The 23,563-nt window shown below is 62.2% G+C and carries 18 protein-coding genes; 13 read left to right on the top strand and 5 right to left on the bottom strand.

The window, feature by feature from the left end; translation table 11 throughout:
- Nucleotides 1-35 precede the first annotated feature (35 nt).
- The 4 genes from DWV20_RS03050 to DWV20_RS03065 all read right to left on the bottom strand — a co-directional run bounded on the left by DWV20_RS03050 (nt 36) and on the right by DWV20_RS03065 (nt 3,678).
- On the bottom strand, nt 36-509 hold the full coding sequence (locus DWV20_RS03050) for a hypothetical protein (protein ID WP_117759490.1): 474 nt from the start codon (nt 507-509) through the stop codon (nt 36-38).
- Nucleotides 510-655: 146 nt separating this feature from the next.
- The gene (locus tag DWV20_RS03055) at nt 656-928 is read right to left on the bottom strand and encodes a metal-sensing transcriptional repressor (RefSeq protein ID WP_006235337.1); all 273 of its coding nucleotides are present in this window, start codon (nt 926-928) and stop codon (nt 656-658) included.
- Nucleotides 929-966: 38 nt separating this feature from the next.
- Nucleotides 967-1,188 (bottom strand): heavy-metal-associated domain-containing protein, encoded by a 222-nt coding sequence (locus DWV20_RS03060; RefSeq protein WP_006235338.1) that lies wholly within the window; start codon nt 1,186-1,188, stop codon nt 967-969.
- A 147-nt stretch (nt 1,189-1,335) separates the two neighbouring features.
- Nucleotides 1,336-3,678, bottom strand: a complete 2,343-nt coding sequence (locus DWV20_RS03065) for a cation-translocating P-type ATPase (RefSeq protein WP_117759898.1) — start codon at nt 3,676-3,678, stop codon at nt 1,336-1,338.
- Between the two features lie 551 nt (nt 3,679-4,229).
- Between DWV20_RS03065 and DWV20_RS03070 the strand changes: the two genes are divergently transcribed.
- The 12 genes from DWV20_RS03070 (at nt 4,230) to DWV20_RS03125 (ending at nt 20,391) form a co-directional block, all read left to right on the top strand.
- Nucleotides 4,230-6,500 (top strand): DEAD/DEAH box helicase, encoded by a 2,271-nt coding sequence (locus tag DWV20_RS03070; protein ID WP_199581774.1) that lies wholly within the window; start codon nt 4,230-4,232, stop codon nt 6,498-6,500.
- A gap of 627 nt (nt 6,501-7,127) precedes the next feature.
- Nucleotides 7,128-7,889 carry a 4Fe-4S dicluster domain-containing protein gene (locus DWV20_RS03075; RefSeq protein ID WP_118094491.1) on the top strand — a complete coding sequence of 254 codons (762 nt, stop codon included), beginning with the start codon at nt 7,128-7,130 and terminating at the stop codon, nt 7,887-7,889.
- Between the two features lie 280 nt (nt 7,890-8,169).
- On the top strand, nt 8,170-8,682 hold the full coding sequence (locus tag DWV20_RS03080) for a PTS glucose transporter subunit IIA (protein WP_158563755.1): 513 nt from the start codon (nt 8,170-8,172) through the stop codon (nt 8,680-8,682).
- An 18-nt stretch (nt 8,683-8,700) separates the two neighbouring features.
- Entirely contained in the window at nt 8,701-9,555 is an 855-nt protein-coding gene (locus tag DWV20_RS03085; protein ID WP_233539762.1) for a PRD domain-containing protein, read from the top strand.
- A 99-nt stretch (nt 9,556-9,654) separates the two neighbouring features.
- Complete coding sequence (locus DWV20_RS03090) at nt 9,655-11,271, top strand: PTS transporter subunit EIIC (RefSeq protein ID WP_118256353.1); 1,617 nt, start codon at nt 9,655-9,657, stop codon at nt 11,269-11,271.
- Nucleotides 11,272-11,274: 3 nt separating this feature from the next.
- Nucleotides 11,275-12,657 carry a 6-phospho-alpha-glucosidase gene (locus DWV20_RS03095; protein WP_118256354.1) on the top strand — a complete coding sequence of 461 codons (1,383 nt, stop codon included), beginning with the start codon at nt 11,275-11,277 and terminating at the stop codon, nt 12,655-12,657.
- A gap of 256 nt (nt 12,658-12,913) precedes the next feature.
- Nucleotides 12,914-14,746 carry an NAD(P)-binding protein gene (locus DWV20_RS03100; RefSeq protein WP_118256355.1) on the top strand — a complete coding sequence of 611 codons (1,833 nt, stop codon included), beginning with the start codon at nt 12,914-12,916 and terminating at the stop codon, nt 14,744-14,746.
- Nucleotides 14,740-16,551: a [FeFe] hydrogenase, group A gene (locus DWV20_RS03105; protein WP_233539763.1), complete on the top strand. Its 1,812-nt coding sequence runs from the start codon at nt 14,740-14,742 to the stop codon at nt 16,549-16,551. The genes DWV20_RS03100 and DWV20_RS03105 overlap by 7 nt, the downstream gene beginning before the upstream one ends.
- 2 nt (nt 16,552-16,553) lie before the next feature.
- A complete protein-coding gene (locus DWV20_RS03110) occupies nt 16,554-17,612 on the top strand; it encodes an ABC transporter substrate-binding protein (RefSeq protein WP_117855796.1) in 1,059 nt (352 codons plus the stop codon).
- Nucleotides 17,613-17,615: 3 nt separating this feature from the next.
- Nucleotides 17,616-18,992: an ATP-binding cassette domain-containing protein gene (locus DWV20_RS03115; protein WP_147346305.1), complete on the top strand. Its 1,377-nt coding sequence runs from the start codon at nt 17,616-17,618 to the stop codon at nt 18,990-18,992.
- 215 nt (nt 18,993-19,207) lie between these two features.
- Nucleotides 19,208-19,429, top strand: a complete 222-nt coding sequence (locus DWV20_RS03120; protein WP_117757910.1) for a hypothetical protein — start codon at nt 19,208-19,210, stop codon at nt 19,427-19,429.
- A 50-nt stretch (nt 19,430-19,479) separates the two neighbouring features.
- Nucleotides 19,480-20,391, top strand: a complete 912-nt coding sequence (locus tag DWV20_RS03125) for a CPBP family intramembrane glutamic endopeptidase (RefSeq protein WP_158566296.1) — start codon at nt 19,480-19,482, stop codon at nt 20,389-20,391.
- Here DWV20_RS03125 and DWV20_RS03130 read toward each other — a convergent pair.
- The gene (locus DWV20_RS03130; protein ID WP_233539764.1) at nt 20,388-22,520 is read right to left on the bottom strand and encodes a YgiQ family radical SAM protein; all 2,133 of its coding nucleotides are present in this window, start codon (nt 22,518-22,520) and stop codon (nt 20,388-20,390) included. The genes DWV20_RS03125 and DWV20_RS03130 overlap by 4 nt on opposite strands.
- 256 nt (nt 22,521-22,776) lie before the next feature.
- Here DWV20_RS03130 and DWV20_RS03135 point away from each other — a divergent pair, with 256 nt between their 5' ends.
- Complete coding sequence (locus DWV20_RS03135; RefSeq protein WP_118094498.1) at nt 22,777-23,496, top strand: YoaK family protein; 720 nt, start codon at nt 22,777-22,779, stop codon at nt 23,494-23,496.
- Nucleotides 23,497-23,563: the final 67 nt, after the last annotated feature.

A 23,563-nucleotide genomic window follows, 5' to 3' on the forward strand; every position in this document is an offset into this window, starting at 1 on the left:
AAGCAAACCTGATTAATTTGTCCCGCGTGCGGGCGCTAGGAGCGGGTTTCCATCTTGGCGTGGCACTTGGGGCAGGTGACGCGGATCTTACCCTTGCCCTTGGGGACGGAGAGCATCTGACCGCAGTTGGGGCACTTGAGATATGCCGTGGTCTTGCGGCCCTTCCACATCTTCTTGGCCGTTCGCTTGGCACGCTCAAAGTCTTCCTTACTGGTGCCGGCCGCGCGTGAGGTGCTGGCCGCTGCGGCCCCGCTGCCCAAGCTGGCGACGAACTTGCCCAAGCCGGGAACATTGGCAGTCGCGGCGACAAAGGCCTCGTTCTCTTTGCGACGTGCATCGATGTTTTTGGACAGGCCGCGCAGCACGCCAATCACGATGACGGCGATGGCAATCCAGCTGAGCCACTGGATGCGGGCTATCGATCCGATCATCGCGATGACGATGCCGGAAAAGCCCATAACGATGGTGAGCTCATCGGCGCCATTGCGGCCCTTCATAAAGTCATTCATGCAAATTGCCTTTCATTCGATATGCCGCACGCCTTTATACCCGATTTAGAGCAAGGGGGACAGGTCAATCTGCACCAATGTGGTGCAAACATACCTGTCCCCGATGCACCAAGAAGGTGCAAAGCAGTCCGTCCCCAATGCCCCAATTACTTGGAGAGCTTGTCGACGACGCGTTCGATCTCGGCGAGCTTGGCGGCTTTGAGGTCTTCGTCGCCCGATTCGATTGCCGAAGTCACGCAGCCCTCGATATGCGCCTTGAGCACGTCGGCGTTGATGCGCGCAATGAGCGCCTGCGTTGCCATGAGCTGCGTGGAAATATCGACGCAGTAGCGGTCCTCCTCGACCATCCGCAGGATGCCGTCGATCTGACCGCGTGCCGTCTTGAGCATGCGGGTCACCGATTTATGGTCTGCCATCATGGCGGGTCCTCGTTTCTGGTCGGGGTACGCGTGGGTCGTTACGCGGCGGTTACGGACAGGGCGTGGAACTTCTCGCCGGCGCCCTCGACGGCGGCGGCGAGCTGCTCGGCGGTCACGGTGTCGGCGCACTCCACCTGGACGGTCTGGGTCTCGTGATCGGCGTCGGCGTCGGTCACGCCGGCCACGTTGAGCAGTGCCGTCTCGACAGTAGCGTCGCAGTGACCGCACATAAGGCCCGAAGTCTTAATCGTGTAACGCATTGGTATTCCTCTCTGTTGTGTCGGCTTTCCCAAGCACCCGACCTTGACCTTCAAGCCGTCGCTCGCGTACCAAAGTACGCGTCGCTCCTCTTTCAGGTCAATCTCGGGCACCTGGAAAACCCGTTCTAAATGGACTTAATGGTGAGCCTATTTTGCCACTTTAGGCTTAAAGGATTTCAGGCGCAGCGCATTGCTTACGACGCAGACACTCGATAGGCTCATGGCCGCGGCGCCGAACATCGGCGAGAGCTGCCAACCGGTGAGGGGGAAGAACACGCCCGCCGCCAGCGGAATGCCGATGCCGTTGTAGAACAGCGCCCAGAACAGGTCCTGCTTGATGTTGCGGATTGTGGCACGTGACAGCTCGATGGCGCGCGCAGCATCCATGAGGTCGCTGCGCATGAGCACCACATCTGCCCCTTCTTTGGCGATGTCGGCGCCGGTGCCGATCGCAAGGCCCACGTCGGCGCGCGCCAGGGCGGGGGAGTCGTTGATGCCGTCGCCCACCATGGCGACCTTGCCGCCCGCATCCTGCAGCTCGCGCACGTGGCGTTCCTTGTCGGCGGGGAGGACGTCGGCGATGACCTGTTCGCTGCTCAGCCCCACGCGGCGGGCGATGGCCTCGGCCGTCACGCGGTTGTCGCCGGTGAGCATGCGCACGTCGACGCCGAGCTTGCGCAGCGCGGCGATGGCCCCGGCGCTCGTCTCTTTGACCTCGTCAGCCACGGCGATGGTGCCGATAAGCTCGCCGTTCTTGGCAAAGAACAGCGGTGTTTTGCCCTCGGCGGCAAATTGCTCGGCAAGACCCGCGGGCACGGTAACGCCCAACTCGTCCATCAGGCGTACGTTGCCGGCTGCAATGGCGTTTTGTCCCTCGCGCGCCGTAACGCCTCGTCCAGGCACGGCGGCAAAGTCCTCGACCATGCGCGCGACGATTCCGCGCGACTCGCACTCGGCCATAATCGCCTCGGCCAGCGGGTGCTCGCTCGAGCGCTCCAACGCGGCGGCCAGCTTGAGCAGCGCCTTTTCGCTCATGGCGGGCGAGCCGTCAACGCGCGTGGCCACCACAATGTCGGTCACGGCCGGCTTGCCGCGGGTGACCGTGCCCGTCTTATCGAGCACCACGGTGCCCACGCTGCGCAGATTCTCCAGCGCCTCGGCGCTCTTAAACAGAATGCCCATCTCGGCGCCCTTGCCGGTGCCCACCATAATGGCGACGGGCGTGGCCAGACCCAGTGCGCACGGACAGCTGATCACCAGCACGGCCACGGCGGAGGTGAGCGCCTCGTTGATGCTGCCGGTCAGTGCCATCCACGCCGCAAAGGTCACGGCCGAAATCACGAACACCACGGGCACAAACACGCCGGCGACCTTATCGGCCATGCGGGCGATGGGCGCCTTGGTGGCGTTGGCGTCCTCGACGAGCTGGATGATTTTGGCGAGCGACGTGTCGGCGCCCACGCGCGTGGCACGGAAGGTAAACGATCCGGTGCGGTTGACCGTGGCGGCGTTGACGGTGTTGCCGGCGACCTTTTCCACGGGGATGGACTCGCCGGTGAGCGCACTCTCGTCCACGGCCGAGCTGCCCTCGAGCACCACGCCATCGACGGGGATGGACTCGCCGGGGCGCACGCGCAGGACCTGGCCGGGAAGGATGCTGTCGACGTCGACGGTGGTTTCGGTACCGTCGTCGGCAACGACGGTCGCGGTCTTGGGCGCCAGGTCGATCAGCGCCTCGATGGCGCCGCCGGTTTTGGACTTGCTGCGCGTCTCAAGGTATTTGCCCACGGTGACGAGCGACAGGATCGTGCCCGCACTCTCAAAATACAGGTTGTCCATGCCCGTCATCATGGCCTCGTGCACCTGACCTGTGGCCAGCTGGTCGGCCATGATAAACATGGCATAGAGCGACCAAGCGATGGAGGCGGTGGCGCCGACGGCGATGAGAGCGTCCATGGTGGGCGCGCCGTGCACGAGTGATTTGAAGCCGTTGATAAAGTATGCGTCGTTGACGTAGACGATGGGGATGAGCAGGACAAGCTCGGTGAGGGCGAGCGTCATGCTGTGGATGTGGTCGGTGAAGATGCTGGGCAGCGGCCAGCCGAGCATGTGTCCCATGCCTATGTAGAACAGCGGAATGAGAAAGATGATTGAGATGATGAGACGGGTGCGCATGGCGGAGGCAGTGGCCTCTAGCTTTTTGGTGGGCGATTCCATATGGGTGGCGCCGGATCTGGCTTGCGTGCTGCCGTTTGAGCCGGCGGCACCGGTGCCCGCATCGACGGGCGAGGCCGAGTAGCCTGCGCGGTCGACAGCGGTGCAGATATCGTCGGGGGAGACCTGCGCGGGGTCGTAGTCGACCATCATGGAACCGGCGAGTAGGTTGACCGCGACGCTTTGGACGCCGTCGAGCTTGCTCACGGCACGGTCCACGTGCGCCTGACAGGCGGCGCATGTCATGCCGCCCACATCGAACTTATCTTGAGCCATGGCTTCTCCTTTCTGTGGCGTAGTGTTTGAATTGTTAACCTGCCGATACTATACACCCATACCCCCTGGGGGTGTCCAGTGGAGATGAGAATGTATGACATTTCGCTACAGATGCGGGTGGCTGCTCAATCGTTGGCAGCTCATGTCAAACATCTCGATCTGTAACATCTAGCGGGGAAAATGACCTCTAACTGTTACAGATCGAGATTATGTTTTGCGATGTTTGAGTTCGTCTCAATCTGTAACGTGTAGACCCGGTTTTGTCTCGTAACTGTTACAGATTGAGACAATCGGCCCAGACCCGCCCCGTCATCTGTGGTTTACGTGGGGGCATGCGAAGCGCGGGTATACTAACCGGCGGCGAATCTGCTCCATCGCTTAGGGCCGCTGCGTCTGGACGGCGCGTGATAGGGCTGCCAAAGCGATCGCCAGCGTGCTGAGCAACGTCCTCTCTGTGCGCACCTGTTTTGTATGTATTAGCGCACTACCAAGCACGCCCCGCGCGGCTGCATGCCGTGCCCATAACGCGTGCAGATAAGGAACAACAACATATGCGTAATTCTGTATCTGACGTCACGGACGCCGAGATTCTGGACGAGACCCGCGAGGCCATGACCCAGGCTGCCTTCGATGCTGCCGACGAGGCCAATGCTGCCCAGGCCGTCGAGTCCGCGACCGAGAACCTGCCCGCCTTTGACGAGCTGGGACTTTCGGACGAGATGCTTCGTGCCATCGAGAACCTGGGCTACACGGCGCCCACGCCCGTGCAGGCCGGCTCGATCCCCGTGGTGATCGAGGGCCGCGACCTGCTTGCCGCCGCTCAGACCGGCACCGGCAAGACGGCCGCCTTCTTGCTGCCGACCATGAACAATCTGGAGCACATTGCTCCGCCCAAGCCCGTGCGCGAGCGCGGCGGCCGCAACCGCCGTCGCGGCGCCAAGAAGCCCGAGGGCAACGGCCGCGGCCCCGTGATGCTCGTCATTACCCCCACGCGCGAGCTCGCACAGCAGATCGACGAGGTCGCCAGCAAGATTGCCGACGTCACCGGCCATGTTGCCGTGACCGTCGTGGGCGGCGTGAGCTACAAGCCGCAGACCGCGGCGCTCAAGTACGGCTGCGACATTCTGGTCGCCACGCCGGGCCGTCTGGTCGATCTGATCGAGCAGGGCGCTTGCCACCTGGACGAGGTCAAGGTGCTGGTGCTGGACGAGGCCGACCGCATGCTCGACATGGGCTTTTTGCCCGCCGTCCGCCGCATCGTGCGCGAGACGCCGGCCGAGCGCCAGACGCTGCTGTTCTCGGCCACGCTCGACGAGGAGGCCGTGGGCGAGATCACCGACCTGGTGAGCGATCCGGCCCGCGTGGAGATCGCGCCTGCCACGTCGACCGCCGACACCGTCGACCAGTTTGTGTTCCCGGTGTCCATCGAGGCCAAGAACAACCTGCTGCCCGAGTTCCTCAAGAAGGAGGGTCCGGAGCGCACCATCGTCTTTATGCGTACCAAGCACCGCGCCGACAGCTGCTGCCGTCGTCTGGAGCGTAAGGGCATCAAGGCCGCCGCGATTCACGGCAACCGTAGTCAGGCCCAGCGCGAGCGCGCGCTCTCGGCCTTCCGCGACGGTACCGTCGACGTGCTGGTGGCAACCGACGTGCTTGCCCGCGGCATCGACATCAGCGACGTGCGCTATGTCGTGAACTTTGACGTGCCGGCCGAGCCGACCGATTACATCCACCGCATCGGCCGCACGGGCCGTGCCGGTGAGCTGGGCTGGGCCATCACGTTTGTGACCGAGCAGGACGTCGATGAGTTCTATGAGATCGAGAAGCTCATGGACAAGACCGCCGACATCTACGAGGCCGGCGACCTGCATGTGGGTCCCAACCCGCCCGCGGTTGATCCCGAGCGCGACCCTGCGGCCTTTAAGGTGAAGAAGAAGACCAAGCGCGGCAAGTCCAAGAGCAAGAAGAAGCTCGAGCAGGCACGTCGCGACGGCAAGCGCAACGGCGACGATTACGGCGATGTTGCCGGTCGTTCCAACCGCGGTCGCGATGAGCGTCGCGGCGACGGCGAGCGTCCGAGCCGTCCCAAGCGCGGCGGCAAGACCCGCGTGCGCGAGGGCGTTCAGGCTCGCGTGGACGAGGCTGTGGAGAGCGTGGCTCGCGAGGTGGCTGCCGAGGAGCGCGGGGGTGCTGCTGCTGTCGAGCAGACCCCGCGTGGCAACCGTGCCGAGCGCCGTGCCAAGCAGTTCCAGGGCGAAGCGCACCGCCGTCGTCGTGAAGACGAGGACCGTGGCGGTCGTCGTCGTGTTGAGCGCGAAGACGAGGGCCGCGGTTCGCGCGGTGGCAAGCGCGGTTCGGGTGACCGTCGTCGCTCCGGTCGCGATGGCGAGCGTGGTGGCCGTGATGAGCGTCGCGGCGGCGAAGGCCGTGGTTCGCGTGACGAGCGTGGTACCCGCGGTGGCGAGTCCCGCGGCGGCAAGCGCTTTGACGAGCGCGGAGGCCGCGAGGGCGGCCGCGGTGGTGAGCGTCGCGAGGGCGCTCGTGGCAACGGTGGCCGCAGCGGCGCCGGTCGTTCGAATGAGTCGCGCGATCGTCGCGACCCGCGTGCCAGCCGCGATCGTCGCGATGACTGGCGCAACTACGACGACACCCGCGATGAGCGTCGTGGCGGCTATCGTGGCGGGCGTGGCGGCAACCAGGCCGGCTCCCGCGGCGGCCGTGCCGGCGGTCGCGATAATCGTGGCAGCTATGGCAACAGCCGTGGCGGCAAGCGCGGTAGCAGCTCCCGTCGCCCCGGCGACGGCGGCGGCAAGCGCAAATAACATACGCATCGCCCGCTAGAGCGAGGTGAACCAAGGGCCCCGAGCAACTACGTTCGGGGCCCTTTTGTTTGCCGTATCCGATCGCTAGTTCAAATGTGATTTCCTCGGGAATGCATCTAGAGGATGCCGTGGGCTTGTTTCCTGCCATGCAGCAATGGGTCCTATGGGGTGCGCCGTGCATTTTTTGGAGTATTCTGCAGTTCGAGTTGTCTGCATATGATTCGACGTCGCCAACGGTGGCCTTCGGATATCCCTAGCGAGCGTTCCGAGTCAGATTTCGCCGTTTTCCGGAGCAGGGGGCGCGTCATTCTCGCCATGTCGGGACTTAGAATGATACGGCGCCCTACAGTTTTGCCCACCCGCGGCGGTGCTGGCGCGGTCACGTTGCAGAATACTCCGTTTTTTGTACGGGCCAGGATGAGGTACCTCAGGAGAACACGGCGGTATCCCGTAAATATATACAATCTGTACCGTAATTTATACAAAACGAAGAGGCAGACAGCGTAGGGTGGGTGCATTGGGGTGCCTGGCGCACCAAAACGGGGAGCTCCCCCTCATGCGCCGTATACTCTGTCTGAATGTGAAAACAGCTTGACGCGTTGCCGGGCGTAGGGAGAGGGTGCCTCGATGAGCGTATTCGAAATTGTGTTTAGTCCGACGGGTGGAACGCGGAAGGTGTCTGGCCTTGTGGCCGGGGCGCTGGACAATAATACCGTTACCGTCGATCTGACCGATAGCGGGTTGGATTTCCACGAGGTCTCGATGACGAAGGACGACGTGGCTGTTATCTCCGTGCCGGCGTATGCCGGCAGAGTCCCTGCCGTGGCGGTCGACCGACTGAACATGGTTCACGGCAACGGAGCGCGGGCCGTTCTGGTGTGCGTCTGCGGAAACCGCGCGTTTGAGGACACGCTCGTAGAGCTGGAGGACGTTGCGAAGCATGCGGGATTCCGGGTAATCGCGGCAGTTGCAGCCATTGCAGAACATTCCATTGCGCGACAGTTTGCTGCCGGTCGTCCGGATGCGCAGGATGCGGCGCAGCTCGCAGAGTTTGCGCAGCAAATTCAGCAAAAGCTGTTGGCTGAGGATACATCCGAGCCCTCTATTCCCGGCAATCGTCCTTATAAACAAGCCAGAGGTCACCGCATGGCACCTGAGGCAACAGAGGATTGCGTCTCCTGCGGTGCATGCGCCGCGGCGTGCCCCGTTTGTGCTATCGACAAGGGTGACCCCAAACGAGCAGCTGGCGAGGCGTGCATCTCCTGCATGCGCTGCATCGCCGTATGCCCGCGAGGCGCTCGCGAGCTTGATCCCAACGAGCTATCCGCTGTTTCCCAGATGCTGAGCAAGGTTTGCGTCGTGCGGAAGGAATGCGAGCTCTTCATCTAACGCATGCGAAATTGCTGCAAGGAGTGTCCCCGAGTGCCGGCAGAAAAGGAACGTCCCCAAGTGCTGCCTAAATACCGTTTATCGAAGAATAAATACCGCTCACCGGTCATAATGATTATTCTGGCTTTGGGCTTGTCTACAATAGCTCCCGTAAAAAGAAATGCGGAAGGTTACCGAGTCCCTCGGACGTGGGCCTAACCAAAGTCTTTGAACGGATGTGTCTCTATGGACGCATTCGCTTGATTTTGGTTGGGCTATATTTATGAAGGGACATGCCACCATGGGTTTCTTTTCTCGCCTGATGGGCGGTTCGGATGAGCAGAAGACTGCAACTTCCGAGTTCGAAATCCTCGCTCCTGTTTCCGGCGAGCTTGTTCACCTAGAAAAAACCAATGATCCCGCTTTTAGCAGCCGTGCCGTGGGCGATGGCGTTGCCGTGGTTCCCCAAGAGGGAACGGTGTGCGCTCCCGTCTCCGGCACCGTCGCGGCGCTGTTTCCGACTGAGCACGCGCTGGGCATCATGTCTGACGACAGCTCTGCTCAGGTGATGCTGCATATCGGAATCGACACTGTTAAACTTGAGGGCAAGGGCTTCCATGCGCTTGTTGCCCAGGGTGACCATGTCGACGCGGGCCAGCCCCTCGTCGAGGTCGATTTCGACGCGGTCCGCGCCGCCGGCTTCGATCCCACGGTCTTCGTTATCGTGTGCGAGCGCTCGGAGAATTCGACTCTTCGCGAGCATGCTTCCGGCCCCGTTGCTGTTAAAGAGCCTGTCGTCTGGCTTTCCGAGTAAATTCTTGTGGTGGGTACCGTGGTTATCAAGCGAGTTTTTAACAACAACGTCGCAATGGTCACTTCGGACGATGGCTCCGAGCTCATCGTCATCGGTCGAGGCCTCTGCTTTGGTCGTCATGCCGGCGATGCCATCGACGAGGCGTCGATCGAAAAGACCTACGCGTTGCAGGAGGGAACTTCTCAGGATTCGCGTACGATTGACCGCTTGGCACATCTTTTGGAGTCCATTCCCACCGTCAACCTCGTGATTGCCGAGGACATTGTTCAGATGCTCCGCCGAGAGCTCAATGTTGATATCAACGACAAGATCCTCATTGCTCTCGCAGACCATATCGGCCTTGCTTTGGAGCGCGAGCGCAAGGGCGTCTCCTGTGAGAATCCGTTGCTGCTCGAGATCCAACAGTTCTATCGCAAGGAGTATGCGCTTGCGGGCCGTGCGCTGCAGATTGTCAAGGAGTATATGGGCATCCAGATGAGCGAAGAAGAGCAGGGTTTTATTACGCTGCATATCGTCAACGCCACCATGCCGCAACGCTCCGACCGTCTCATCATCTCGGTCCAGCTTGTTCGCGACGTACTCGCGATTGTTTCCGATCGTTACGCTGCGACCCTCGACGACACCTCGTTGCCCTATGAGCGTTTCGTCCGCCACCTGCAGTTTTTCGCACAGCGGGCGCTTGACCCCGCGGCCGGGCAGATCAATGACGATGCGCTGTTCCGAATCGATGAAACTAAGTATCCGTGCGCGTTCTCGTGCGCGGACGCCATAGCCGCCCACTTGTCGTCTGCCTATAACGTTGTCGTTACCGATGCCGAGAAGAGTTATCTCGCATATCACATTGTTAACCTGCTTGGAGAACCTGGTCTCTAGGCATAACGTGCCCACACATCGATTGATATAAGGCAGGGCTTATGGCCTTGTCCAGGGCACATCTGTCTTAATTTGCGGAAAAGGAAGGGGAGTACCGCTATGACCGCAAAAAAGAAGTTCAATTTCAAAGCGCCGTTGGAGGTGTTCGCGAAGTCAATCGTTCAGCCGATGATGTATCTCTCGGTTGCCGGCATTCTGCTCATCGTGGGCATTATTCTGACCAACAAGACCATCTGCGCCGTGATTCCTGTGCTGGGCTCCGGTCCGTTCCAGCTTGTGGGCGCCGTTGTCTATCAGTCGCTGATGTTTATCATCAACAACCTCTCGATTCTGTTCTGCGTGGGCATCGCCGGCGCCATGGCAAAGAAGAACAAGGGCCATGCTTCGCTGATCGCCCTGATGTCGTTCTTCCTGTTCCTGCAGGCCAATAACATCGTGCTCAACGCCACCGGCTCTCTTGCCGAAGCGAGCGGCATGCTCGGCCTTACCGGAACCGGCCAGAGCACCGTTATGGGCATTCAGGTGCTCGATACCGGCGTGTTTGGCGGCATCATTCTTGGTTGCATCACCGGCGCCGTGTTCAACAAGTACTCGAACAAGCAGTTCCCCATTGCCCTTTCGATGTTCTCGGGCGTTCGCTTCCCGTTCCTGATCATGATCATCATCTCCTGGATCATGGGCGCTGGCTTCTGCATCGTTTGGCCTCCGGTTCAGGGTGCCATCTCCTCCGTTGCCGGCATCATTAAGGAGTCGGGCAACATTGGTCTGTTTATCTACGGCATGCTCAACAAGCTGCTCGTTCCCACCGGTCTGCACCACCTCATCTACACCCCGTTCCAGTTCTCCGATGTGGGCGGCACCCTTACGCTGGGTGATCAGGTTATCGCCGGCGCCTATCCCATCCGTGTCGCCGAGATGGCAATGACGGGCCAACCCTTCTCCGATAGCACCTACTTCAACAGCTACACCTTCAACAACCTGTGGCCCTACATCGGTATCGGTCTCGCCTTTATCTTCACCGCTTACAAGGGGAACAAGGATAAGACCAAGGCCGTTATCATCCCGCTGATCATCACCGCCGTGCTCTCCTGTGTCACCGAGCCCATGGACTTCCTCTTTGTCTTTGCCGCTCCCGTGCTCTTTGTCGTTCACTCGGTTCTTTCCGGCATCTTCCTGGTCCTGCTCAAGGTCCTCTCCGTGCCCGCTTCGACTGCAGGCGGCATCATCAACATCGTGGTTTCCAACCTGGTCCTCGGTGTCGATAAGACCAACTGGCCGATGATGCTCGTGCTCGGAGTCGTCAACGCCGCTCTGTACTTCTTCCTCTTTACCTTCCTCATTAAGAAGCTCAACCTCCACACGCCTGGTCGCGAGGAGGAGTCCGAGCTCGCCGAGTCCGTTGCCGAGGGCGAGGCCGCCGCGTCTGTCGCGGTGAAGCAGGGCGCTGTTGCCGCGGCTCCCGCAGAGGGCGTCGATGCGGGCATTGCCGACCTGGTCGCAGGTCTTGGTGGCAAGGACAACATCGAGGAGCTCGAGAACTGCTTTACGCGTCTCCGCGTGAACGTTAAGAACCCGGACCTCATCAATGAGGACCTCATCAACCACGTGCCCAACAGCGGTATCAACCGCAACGGCAACAATATCCAGATCATCTTTGGCATGAAGGTTGCCGAGATGCGCGACAAGGTCGAAAACGCAATTGAGAAGGAGCAGTAAACAATGATCATTACTCTGTGTGGTGGCGGATCCACCTTTACCCCCGGCATCGTCAAGTCCATCGCCCTGCGCAAGGACGAGCTCGACGTTGACGAGATTCGTCTGTACGACATCAACGAGGAGCGCCAGCGCAAGATCGGCGTGCTCGTGGACTGGATTTTGCACGAGGACCTTGGCCTGGACATCAAGCTCACGGTGACCACCGACAAAAAGACGGCTTTTACCGACGCGAGCTTCGTGTTTGCCCAGATGCGCGTGGGCGGCTACGCCATGCGCGAGCAGGACGAGAAGATTCCGCTGCGTCACGGCTGCGTGGGTCAGGAGACCTGCGGTTGCGGCGGCCTTGCCTACGGCATGCGCACCATCTTCCCCATGGTCGAGCTGATCGATGACGTTGAGAAGTACGCCAAGAAGGATTACTGGATTCTCAACTACTCCAACCCTGCCGCCATCGTCTCCGAGGGCTGCCGCGTGCTGCGTCCCAACGCTCGCATCATCAACATCTGCGACATGCCGATCGCGATCATCGACGTGGTTTGCGCCGCACTCGATATCGACAAGAAGGATGTCGAGTACGATTACTTTGGCCTCAACCACTTCGGTTGGTTCACCTCGATTCGCCACAAGGGCGAGGAGGTGCTCCCGCAGCTGCGCGAGTACATCAAGGAGCATGAGATCCTGCTGCCCGATTCGTACCTCAAGGGCATGAGCTCGCTGATGTCCAAGAAGCCCGAGGAAGCCACCGACGAGCACCCCGAGCAGAATCGCCACACCAAGGGCAGCTGGTACTACGTCTGGAAGGGCGAGTACGAGATCATGGAGTGCTTCCCGGAGTACCTGCCCAACACGTACCTGAACTACTACCTGCAGCAGAAGGAGTTCGTCGAGCATTCCAACCCCGAGCGCACCCGTGCAAACGAGGTTGAGGAGACGCGCGAGAAGAACCTCTTCGACGGCATCGACCACTATGAGAAGACGGGCGAGATCGACGAGAGCACGTTCTATGCGGGCAGCCACGGCGACTGGATTGCCGATCTGGCTATCGCTCTGAAGAACGATACCAAGCAGCGCTTCCTGGTCATTTGCGAGAACAAGGGCGCTATCCCCAACATGCCCTACGACGCCATGGTCGAGCTGCCTGCCTACATTGGCAAGAACGGCCCCGAGGTCATCAGCCGCGACAACATCCCGCTGTTCCAGCAGGGCCTCATGATGCAGCAGCTGAACTCCGAGAAGCTCGTGGTCGAGGCTACGATCGAGGGTTCGTACGAGAAGGCGCTCAAGGCCTTTACGCTCAACAAGACCGTGCCTTCGATGAAGGTCGCCAAGGAGGTCCTCGACGACATGATCGAGGCCAACAAGGGTTACTGGCCCGAGCTTAAGTAAAAGCAACAGGGTCGCTGACAGCATACCTGGAGCAATGCCCCGTCCACGTGATTGCGTGGGCGGGGCATTGTCGTTTGGTAACGCGTTTTATCAAATATGGCATTTATCTGCGGTAATGTTCTATTTCACCGCTGAGGGTGACATTTCATGCCGCCTGCCGAACTGCGTTGAGACCTAACAACTTTTTAGGTCAGTGTTGTGCGTGTAGCAATTTCGCCCGGCCTCGCCTCCGGGCTGCCATGTGAGAGGGGATCTTATGGCTCGACTGCATGTAATGGAACGCAGCCACGCTCAGGCCGTCATGGACGACCTGCACGATGCGCTCGGACGCCGTCTGGCGGTGAGTTCGCTCGCCCCGTGTCCCGTCGAGTTTACGGCAGCGCTCGTCAACCTGTGTTCGACGCAGAGCTGCGGCAAGTGCACGCCCTGCCGCGTGGGCCTGAGCGCGCTGAGCGATCTGCTCGCCGATGTGCTCGAGGGCCGCGCCGACGAGTCCACGCTCAACTTGATTGAGCGCACGGCCCGCACCATCTATCTTTCGAGCGACTGCGCCATCGGTTACGAAGCCGGCGCCATGGCGCTCACAGCTATTCGTGGCTTCCGCGACGATTTTGAGCACCACATCCGCGAGCACTCCTGTGGCTTTGACCGCGAGGCCCGCGTCCCGTGTGTTTCGGGCTGCCCGGCGCACGTCGACATTCCCGGGTACATTTCGCTGGTCGAGGCCGGCCGCTATGCCGATGCCGTCAAGGTCATCCGCAAGAACAACCCGCTACCACTCGTTTGCGGCCTGGTGTGCGAGCATCCCTGCGAGATGCACTGCCGCCGCGGCATGGTCGATGATCCCATGAACATCCTCGCCCTCAAGCGTTTTGCCGTTGAGCACAGCGACCTCAACGATTACAAGCCGCATGTCGTGGACAATACCGGCAAGCGTGTCGCTGTGGTCGGCGGCGGCCCGGCCGGCCTCTCCTGCGCCTACTACCTGGCCGTGATGGGCCACAAGGTGACCATCTTTGAGCAGCGTCACCACCTGGGCGGCATGCTGCGCTACGGCATCCCCAGCTATCGTCTGCCGCGCGAGCGCCTGCAGGCCGAGATCGACTGGATCTTGAGCGCCGGCATCGACGTGGAGCTCGACCACTCTGTGCGCGGCGAGGAGCTCGCCCGCCTGCGTGACGAGTACGATGCCGTCTACCTGGCCATCGGTGCCCACAACGACAAGAAGCTCGGCCTTCCGGGCGAAGAGGCGCCCGGCGTTGAGTCGGCCGTCAAGATGCTGCGCGCCATCGGCGACGACGAGCTGCCCGACCTGAGCGGTCAGCGCGTGTGCGTCATCGGTGGCGGCAACGTTGCCATGGACGTGGCCCGCTCTGCCGTGCGCTGCGGTGCCGAGAAGGTGAGCATCGTCTACCGCCGCCGCATCTGCGACATGACGGCCCAGGACGCCGAGATCGCCGGCGCCCAGGCCGAGGGCTGCGAGGTGCTGGAGTTGACCGCCCCGCTCGCTATCGAGACGGGCGAGGAAGGTCGCGTGAGTGGCCTGCGCGTGCAGCCGCAGATCATCGGCGAGCCCCGTCGTGGGCGTCCGGCCCCGCGTGCCGCCGCTACGCCAGAGCGCGTCATCCCCTGCGAGCGCGTGTTTGTGGCGATTGGCCAGGACATCGATTCCAAGCCGTTTGAGGAGATGGGCATTGCCTGCAAGTGGGGCTGCGTCGTCACCGATTCGGACGGCGCCGTGCCCAACTTCGATGGTCTCTTTAGCGGCGGCGACTGCCAGACCGGCCCCGCCACCGTTATCCGCGCTATCAACGCCGGCCGCGTGGCCTCGGCAAACATCGACCGCTACCTGGGCTTTGATCACAAGATCAAACTCGAGGTCGAACTGCCGACCGTCCAGTTTAAGGGTAAGCACGAGTGCGGCCGCTGCGAGCTGGGCGAGCGCGAGGCCGGCGAGCGCATCCACGATTGGAATCTGGTCGAGCAGGGCCTTACCGAGGAGGAGGCACGCCAGGAGGCAAGCCGCTGCCTGCGTTGCGACCACTTTGGCTTTGGCGCGTTCCGCGGAGGGAGGAACCTGGAATGGTAGAGCCTAACAAAACCACCGTCAGCGACAACACCGAGAACGGGGCGCACAACATGGTCAGGCTCATTATCGATAACTGTGAAGTCGTGGTGCCCGAGCGCACCACGATCCTAGATGCGGCCAAGTCCGTCGGCATCCAGATTCCCACCCTTTGCTACCAGCGCGATCTGAACGAGATCGGCGGCTGCCGCGTGTGCGTGGTCGAGGTTGAGGGCTGCGACCAGCTGGTTGCCGCCTGCAACAACTACGTACTCGACGGCATGGTGGTCCACACCAACAGCCCCAAGGCCCGCGAGGCGCGTCGCACCAACGTGCAGCTGCTGCTGTCCCAGCACGACTCGCGCTGTACGAGCTGCGTGCGCAGTGGTAACTGCAACCTGCAGACCATCGCCAACGACCTGGGCATCTTCTATCTGCCGTACGAGCAGCACCTGGCGCGCGAGGGCTGGGACTTCGACTTTCCCATCATCCGCGACAACGACAAGTGCATTAAATGCATGCGCTGCATCAAGGTGTGCGAGAGCGTCCAGGGCTTGGGGATTTGGGACCTGACCAACCGCGCCACGCACACCGCCGTGGGCACCCGCGGGCGCGCGCCGATCGGCAAGACCGACTGCGTCGCATGCGGCCAGTGCATCACGCATTGCCCCACGGGCGCGCTGCGCGAGCGCGATGACACCGAGGCCGTGTTCGACGCTCTCGCTGATCCCGACAAGATCGTGCTGGTGCAGATCGCGCCAGCCGTGCGCACCGCTTGGGGCGAGGAGCTCGGCATTCCGCGCGAGCAGGCCACCGTTGAGCGCCTGGCCTGCGCATTGCGCCGCGTGGGCTTTGAGTACGTGTTCGACACCGATTTCTCGGCCGACCTCACCATTATGGAGGAGGGCTCCGAGCTGCTCGAGCGCCTGAGTAAGGCCGCCAAGGGCGAGGGCGACAGCCGCGGCTGGCCCATGTTCACGAGCTGCTGCCCGGGCTGGGTGCGCTTTGTGAAGGCGCGCTATCCGGAGTTTGTTGACAGCCTGTCCACGTCCAAGTCGCCGCAGCAGATGTTTGGCGCTGTCGCCAAGACTTATTACGCCAAGGTTCTGGGCGTGGAGCCCGAGCGCCTGTTTGTGGTGTCCGTGATGCCGTGCACCGCCAAAAAGGCCGAGTGCGCGCTGCCGAGCATGGTGGGCGAGGACGGCGCGCCCGACGTGGACGTTGCGCTGACGGTGCGCGAGATGGTACGCATGATCCGCGCAAGCCACGTGAGCGTCGGCACGCTGGTCGAGGAGCCGCTCGATACGCCGCTGGGCTTTGGCACGGGCGCGGGTGTGATCTTTGGCGCCACGGGCGGCGTGATGGAGGCCGCCGTGCGCTCGGCATATTACCTGGTGACGGGCAAGAATCCCGATGCCGACTTCTTTACCGAGATGCGTGGGCTCGACGGTTGGAAGGAAGCCATGGCCGATATCGATGGCACCAAGGTGCGCGTCGCCGTGGCGCACGGGCTGGGTAACGCCGCCCGCCTGCTCGATGCGATTCGCGACGGCCGTGCGAGCTATGACTTCGTCGAGGTCATGGCGTGCCCGGGCGGCTGCGTCGGTGGCGGCGGTCAGCCCATCCACGACGGCTGCGAGCTGGCAGCCGAGCGCGGCCAGGTGCTGTGGGGCCTGGATGCCGCTGCGGACATTCGCTTCTCGCACGAGAATCCCGATGTCCAAGCGTGCTACCGCGAGTTCTTGGTCGAGCCGTTCTCGCCGCTGGCCGAGGAGCTGCTGCATACCGACCATCAAGCATGGACGATGCCCAACGAGGGGACGTGCTAGCGATGCGCGCGTTTGATTTTGAGATGTCGCGCCGGGGGTTTGCCTCGGTGCTCGCCGCGGGCGCCTTGTCGCTTGCGCTTGCGGGCTGTGGCGGCGGGGCTGCCGGTGCCGGGTCCGCCGCGGGCTCGGCTGCCGGGTCTGCTGCGGGCGGTGCTGCTGCAGAGCCGGTCAAGGTACACGTCGCCTCGCTCAAGGGGCCGACCTCGATCGGTCTGGTGCAGTTTATGGACCGGGCGGCCGATGGCGAGACGGACAATGAGTTCGACTTTGCGATTAACACTGCCGCCGACGAGATTGTGCCCAAGGTCATTCAGGGCGATATCGACATTGCCCTGGTGCCCGCCAACGTGGCGAGCGTGCTCTACAACAAGACCGAGGGCGCGGTGCAGGTCATCGACATCAACACGCTGGGCGTGCTGAATGTGGTGACAGGCGATGCGAGTGTGGCCTCGTTTGGCGATCTGGCGGGCCATACCGTCTATATGACGGGCAAGGGCACCACGCCGGAGTACGTCATGAACTACCTGCTGGAGCGCGCGGGCCTGACCGGCCAGGTGACGCTCGAGTTTAAGAGCGAGCCCACCGAAGTGCTGTCGGCCCTGCTTGCCGACCCGTCCGCCGTGGGCGTGCTGCCGGAGCCGTTCAAGACGGCGGCCATCGCCAAGAGCGAGGGCAAGCTGTCGGCGCCGGTGAGCCTGACCGATGTGTGGGACGAGCTGGCGGGTGACACGGGATCGCGCCTGCTGACGGGTGTGACCGTGGTGCGCCGCGCGTTTGCCGAGGAACATCCCGAGGCCGTGGCGGAGTTCTTGAGCTGCCATGAGGCGAGCGTGAAGGCCGTCAATGCGGCGCCGGCAGACTGGGCGCAGGCCGTGGTCGATGCCGGCATCGTGGACAACGCCAAGATCGCCGAGAAGGCGATTCCCGGGTGCATGCTTGTCTGCCAGGCGGGCAAGGATATGAAGGCGGCACTTAGCGGGTATCTGCAGGTGCTGTCCGACGCGGACGCGAGCGCCGTGGGCGGTAAACTTCCGGCTGACGATTTCTACTACTTGGAGTAGCCCGTGCGTGCGTTTGCTCGACAAATGACAGAGCGTATGAAGGCGGTGGCGGCAGTAGGTGCCGTCGCCGCCTTTTGGCTTGCCGCGTGGATGCTGGTGGCGGCGCTGGTGGCGCAGCCGTTGATTTTGCCGGGGCCGGGTGCGGTTGCCTTGGCGCTGCTGCGTCTGGTGTGCGATGGCGGTGCCTGGGCGATTTTGGCGGGCTCGGGCGCGCGGATACTGGGCGGGCTGGCGCTTGCCGCGGTGTTTGGTGGCGTACTTGCCGGGATTTCATCACGGTCGCGGGCGTTTGCGCACCTGGTGGCGCCGGCGCTTTCGTTTGTAAAGGCGACGCCAGTCGCCTGCGTGGTGGTCCTGTTGCTTATCTGGCTGGGGTCGGCGCGCGTGAGCATCGCGGCAGTTTTTTTGATGGCGCTGCCAGGCGTGTATTTTTCGCTGGCCGAGGGCTTGGCACAAGTGGATAAGCCGCTGGAGCAGATGTTCCGCCTGCATGGCGTGCGCGGCTGGCGCCTGTTTTGCGCCCATACCTGGCGCGAGGTACTGCCGTTTGTGCTTTCGTGCGCCCGTGCCATGATCGGCATGAGCTGGAAGGCCGGCGTGGCAGCCGAGCTCATCGGCATGGCGGTGGGCACCGTGGGTGAGCGCATCTATCAGGCGAAGCTTTTGATTGAGACGGCTGATCTGCTGGCGTGGACCGTGCTGGTCGTTGCCGCCTCGTGGGCGTGTGAGCGCGTGCTGGTGTGGCTGCTGCGGGTTTCGGGACCCGTGGCGTGGCGCGTGGCCGTGCGGGCGCATGGGCGCGGCGCTCGCGGGCGTGCGGGGGCTGCCGGGGGCGGCGCTGCGGCGGAGCTTGCGCTCGCCGTGGGCGAGCGGGTGCCCTGGGCTCCGGCGCTCGACGGACTGACACTCCGTGTGCCCGCCGGTGGGCGCGCCTGCGTGATGGGCGCCTCGGGTGTGGGCAAGTCGACGTTGCTTGCGCTGGCTGCGGGGGAGTGCGCGCCGTGCTCCATGGTGTTTCAGGACGTGCGCTTGGTTGAGGACGTTTCGGCTTTGGAAAACGTGCTGGTGTGCGCCGACGCGCGCGTGGACGCCTCGGGTGCCGCGGCCCTGCTGCGCCTGTTGGTGCCGGGGGTCGATTTGCATGCTCGCGTGGCCGAGCTCTCGGGTGGGCAGCGTCGTCGCGTCGAGATTGCCCGAGCACTGCTGTGCCCGGGCGGCGCGGTGATTCTGGACGAGCCCTTTACCGGCCTGGATGTCGTCGCGCGCGATGCGACGGCCGAGGTCGTGCTCGATCTGCTCGACGGTCGCATGCTCCTACTCGCCACACACGATGCCGCTGACGCTCGGGCCCTCAATATCTCGGACATCATCACGCTCTAAATACTAACTTAGCAACAAAATGATCCGTTTTTCTCCGTCCCCATGGGGTCGGGTGTGGTATTCTATCTGCGGGGTAATACTTAGGAATACCAAGTAATACCAACGCCGCAGAAACAAACTCCGGATGCGGGCCAATCGGGTTGCCTTCACAGCCCGTCGCCCAGCCGCGTGGCCCGCATCTATCCGCACCACCGTCGTTTCAAAAAGGAAGCGTCATGGCAGAACACATGACCCCGGTTGTCGCGAAGGTCTTGCCCGAGGAAAAGGCGGCCTTCGCGGCGGCAACCCAGCTCGTGGGCACCACGCCGTCCAACGCCATCCGCATGTTTATCGCCGCGTTCAATCGCTGCGGCACCTTCCCGTTCGACATCTCGCCCAACGGGGCCTTTGGCAAAGACTGTCCCCAACAACTAGTCGTTGAAGAACGTCCCCAATGACTAGTCGTTGGGGACGTTCTTAAATGACTAGCTGTCGGGAGGAGGTTGGCATGCTCAATGCGATGATTTGGGCGCTTGCCTGTTTTGGCGTCGTCGCTGCCGATATCGCCCTGAGCGTGGTTTTGTTCTCCGCTCTGGGCGTCGCATCGGTGTTCATGGGCTTTTCGATTGACGACCTCGATATTCAATTGCTTCAGGCTGCCGCGCAGATGGCATCGTTTTTAATGGCGCTGCTGTGGTGGCGTTATCTGTGGCCGCGTTCGTTTATGGCACGCCGGCAAAGCGCGCATCCGCTCGGCGGGGGAGCGCGTGGGGCGTGGAAGCGCATCGTCTGCGTTATCGTGATTGGCCTTGCCCTGCAGGTGGTCGTTGGCTACGTGACCGACGCCGTGCTGTCGCTGTTGCCCGAGGCCGCGGCCGACTACAGCGAACTTGTCGAGGAGACGGGCATGGGTGACACGAGCTATCTGGCCGTCCTGACCACGGTGCTCGGCGCTCCGTTTTGCGAGGAGCTGCTGGTGCGCGGTATCATTTTTGAGTTTTCGCTCCGAGCGTTTAATCCGCAGTGCCGCCCACTTTGGAAGCGCCGGCGTCGTGCGGGTGCGCAGGACGGCGCCATGGTGCCCTGGGCGGCCCCGAGCACGTGGGGTATCGCCGCGGCGGTCGTGCTGCAGGCGGCGATCTTCGGTTTTATGCACATGAACTGGGTGCAGGGCTGCTATGCGGGCGCTGCCGGCCTCATTTTTGGCTGGGTGCTCGTGACGACCGGGAAGCTCCGCTACACGATCCTGCTGCACTTTGCCTTTAATGCCGGGTCGTATCTCATGACGTTGCTCTGGTTTGTGAACACGCCGTTCGACGTGGTAATCACGGTCACCATCGCCGGCATCATCCTCGTGGAGGCGATGCGCTCACTGCGCCACGCATGCGAGATGGGCATAGCGACAGCACCGCTGCCCTAATTGCGGCGTCCGCCTCCGTTGGCGCCCTGACGCCCCTGAGCTGCACGGTTGCGGCCGGCGGTGTTCTGCGCACGCGACATGCCGCCGTGCCCCTTGCTGCCCTTGGGGCCCTTGCCGGCGCTACCGTGGGCCTTGCCGCCCTTCTTGCCGGTGCCATGCCCGCCGCCGGCAGAGGTCTCGCCCGGGCGTGGCGGCACGGGGCGAATCAGGCAATGCTTGGTGTAGCCGATCAGATCGCGACGGCCAGCCTTTTCCAGTGCCTCGCGCACGAGCTTGTAGTTCTCGGGCTTGCGATATTGGATGAGCGCGCGCTGCATAGCCTTCTCGTGCGGGTCGCGCGCCACATAGATCGACTGCATGGTGCGCGGGTCAACGCCGGTGTAGTACATGCAGGTGCTCATCGTGGACGGGGTGGGGTAGAAGTCCTGTACCTGCTCGGGCATGTAGCCCATGTCGCGCACAGCCTCGGCAAGCTCCACCGCTTCCTTCATCGTCGAGCCGGGGTGGCTCGAGATCAGGTACGGAACCACGTACTGCTTGAGTCCGTATTCACGGTTCAAGCGCTCAAATTTGCGACAGAACGCGTCGTAGACGGCGCGGCTCGGCTTGCCCATTACGGAGAGCACGGCGTCGCTCACATGCTCGGGTGCTACGCGCAGCTGGCCCGAGACATGGTGTTCCAAAAGCTCGCGCAAAAACTCGTCCGAGGTATCGGCCATGGTGTAGTCAAAACGGATGCCGCTGCGCACGAAGACCTTCTTGACGCCTGGCAGCTGGCGCAGGTCGCGCAGCAGCTGCGTGTAGCCGCTCTCATCGACCACCATGTTCTTGCATACGCTCGGCCACAGACAGCGCTTGTTCTTGCATACGCCGTGCTTGAGCTGCTTGTCGCAGGCGGGACGGCTAAAGTTTGCCGTCGGTCCGCCCACGTCGTTGATGTAGCCCTTAAACTCGGGATCGTGTGTGAGCAGCTCGGCCTCGCGCATGATCGAGTCGTGGCTGCGCATCTGCAGCACGCGGCCCTGGTGGAAGGTGAGGGCGCAAAACGAGCACTCGCCAAAACAGCCGCGGTTGGAGCTAATGGAAAACTTGATCTCGGCAAAGGCCGGCACGCCGCCCGCCGCGTCGTAGTCGGGATGCCAATCGCGTGCGTAGGGGAGCTCGGCCATCTCGTCCATCTCATCGGTGGTGAGTGTTGCCGACGGCGGGTTCTGTACCACATAGACGCTGTTGGGGTAGGGCTCTACCAGGCGATGTCCGGTGATGGGGTCCATATTCTGCTGCTGCACGTTAAAGCTGCGCGCGTAGTTGAGCTTGTCGGCGGCAAGGTCGTCCCAGCTGGGAAGCAGGTCGTAGTCATAGACCTCGTCGAGCGAGCTGGTGCGGTAGACGGTGCCGTTGATATAGGTGATCTGATCGACGGGCAGTCCGGCGTCGAGCGCGTCAGCGATCTCGACGATCGCGTGCTCGCCCATGCCGTAGATGAGGATGTCGGCGCCCGAGTCGAGCAGTACCGAGCGCTTGAGCTTGTCCTGCCAGTAGTCGTAGTGGGCCAGGCGGCGCAGGCTTGCCTCGATGCCGCCGATGATGATGGGAGCGTCCTTGAACGTCTGGCGGATGAGGTTGCCGTAGACCGTGACGGCACGATTGGGGCGGTGCCCCTCCTCGCCACCGGGGGTATAGGCGTCGGTGTGGCGGCGGTGCTTGGTCACCGAATAGTGGTTGACCATGGAGTCCATGTTACCGGCACTGACGAGAAAGCCCAGGCGAGGCTCGCCGAGCACCGTGATGCTGGCGGGGTCGGTCCAGTCGGGCTGACAGATGATGCCCACTTTGTAGCCGTGCGCGTCGAGTACGCGGCTGATGATGGCCATACCAAAGCTGGGGTGGTCCACGTAGGCGTCGCCGCAGATGTAGACGAAGTCACACTGGTCCCAACCGCGCGCGTCCATATCGGCGCGGCTGACGGGGAGGAACTTATCGCGGCCCGGGCGCCAGGGACGGGCGGGCGCTGCCGGGGTATGAGCGGCGTGGCCGCCCTGGGCCTTGCCGCTGCGCTTTTGCTGCTGGCCCTGTTTGCCCTGCTGACTGCGCTGGTTATTCTGAGCGTGCTGAGGCTTTTTTGCCACGATCCCTCCCGGTGTTTGTATGCTGCACGTAATTGTAACCAGTCTTTTTGGGACGGGGCTAAAAAGACTGGTGGAGTACACGAGGCGTCGGGCATCGGGTGTGGCGCCGCGCTCACGGTTTGTTTCCAGACTGTGTATCTGCGCATTGGGAGACCCGTCTCGTGGGCGCGCCATGTTGTCAATGGGTTACAGTATGAACGGCGGCTATGTTTCCGCCAACGCACGAGAGGGTCGTCAACAAGGAGGATGCACGACGATGCAGCGTGCCAAACAGATATCGGAGTCTATTGAGCTGGGCATCATCTTGGCGCTCGCCGGTGGCTTTATGGACGTCTATTCGTACATAGGGCGCGACCATGTTTTCGCAAACGCTCAGACGGGCAACATCCTGCTCGTGGGTGTAAGCATCTCGGAGGGCAACTGGGCGCTGGCGGGACGCTATTTCTTCCCCGTGGTGTCGTTTGCCGTGGGCATTATGCTTGCCGACCTGGTTCACGAGCGGTTTGGCAGTGTGATTCACTGGCGCCAGGTGACGGTGTTCTTTGAAGCCGTCATCTTGCTGGGCGTGAGTTTTATTCCCGGTGGCGATTTCAACCTGCTCGCCAACTGCTTCACTTCGTTTGCCTGCGGCATGCAGGTCGAGAGCTTCCGCAAGATCCACGGTCACGGCATCGCCACGACCATGTGCATCGGCAACTTGCGCAACGCACTGCAAAACGTGGACGATTACATCATCACCCACAAGCGCGGCTTTTTGGAAAACGGCCTGCTGTACTTTGGCGTGATCTTCACCTTTGTGTTTGGCGCCGTGCTGGGCAACTGGTGCATCGAGCGCATGGGGCTGCACGCCATTGCGGTGGCGAGCATGCTGCTGTTTATCGCGTTTGCCATCATGTTTATCGATCGCGAACGCGACTTGCACAGGAAATGGGCCCGCATCGTAGCTGACTGGCAGACCACGAGTCTTAAGCGCTAAGGTGCATGTTCGTAACAACATTCAGGAGCCAGAAAAACTATCTAGCTCCTGAATGTTGTTACGAACT

The organism is Collinsella sp. AF02-46-1 (assembly GCF_003465825.1).
GTDB lineage: Bacteria > Actinomycetota > Coriobacteriia > Coriobacteriales > Coriobacteriaceae > Collinsella.

Excerpts from the sequence above, each read along its gene's own strand:
- DWV20_RS03050 (WP_117759490.1), bottom strand. The coding sequence starts at position 509 with ATGAATGACTTTATGAAGGGCCGCAATGGCGCCGATGAGCTCACCATC.
- DWV20_RS03055 (WP_006235337.1), bottom strand. The coding sequence starts at position 928 with ATGATGGCAGACCATAAATCGGTGACCCGCATGCTCAAGACGGCACGC.
- DWV20_RS03060 (WP_006235338.1), bottom strand. The coding sequence starts at position 1,188 with ATGCGTTACACGATTAAGACTTCGGGCCTTATGTGCGGTCACTGCGAC.
- DWV20_RS03065 (WP_117759898.1), bottom strand. The coding sequence starts at position 3,678 with ATGGCTCAAGATAAGTTCGATGTGGGCGGCATGACATGCGCCGCCTGT.
- DWV20_RS03070 (WP_199581774.1), top strand. The coding sequence starts at position 4,230 with ATGCGTAATTCTGTATCTGACGTCACGGACGCCGAGATTCTGGACGAG.
- DWV20_RS03075 (WP_118094491.1), top strand. The coding sequence starts at position 7,128 with ATGAGCGTATTCGAAATTGTGTTTAGTCCGACGGGTGGAACGCGGAAG.
- DWV20_RS03080 (WP_158563755.1), top strand. The coding sequence starts at position 8,170 with ATGGGTTTCTTTTCTCGCCTGATGGGCGGTTCGGATGAGCAGAAGACT.
- DWV20_RS03090 (WP_118256353.1), top strand. The coding sequence starts at position 9,655 with ATGACCGCAAAAAAGAAGTTCAATTTCAAAGCGCCGTTGGAGGTGTTC.
- DWV20_RS03095 (WP_118256354.1), top strand. The coding sequence starts at position 11,275 with ATGATCATTACTCTGTGTGGTGGCGGATCCACCTTTACCCCCGGCATC.
- DWV20_RS03100 (WP_118256355.1), top strand. The coding sequence starts at position 12,914 with ATGGCTCGACTGCATGTAATGGAACGCAGCCACGCTCAGGCCGTCATG.
- DWV20_RS03105 (WP_233539763.1), top strand. The coding sequence starts at position 14,740 with ATGGTAGAGCCTAACAAAACCACCGTCAGCGACAACACCGAGAACGGG.
- DWV20_RS03110 (WP_117855796.1), top strand. The coding sequence starts at position 16,554 with ATGCGCGCGTTTGATTTTGAGATGTCGCGCCGGGGGTTTGCCTCGGTG.
- DWV20_RS03120 (WP_117757910.1), top strand. The coding sequence starts at position 19,208 with ATGGCAGAACACATGACCCCGGTTGTCGCGAAGGTCTTGCCCGAGGAA.
- DWV20_RS03125 (WP_158566296.1), top strand. The coding sequence starts at position 19,480 with ATGCTCAATGCGATGATTTGGGCGCTTGCCTGTTTTGGCGTCGTCGCT.
- DWV20_RS03135 (WP_118094498.1), top strand. The coding sequence starts at position 22,777 with ATGCAGCGTGCCAAACAGATATCGGAGTCTATTGAGCTGGGCATCATC.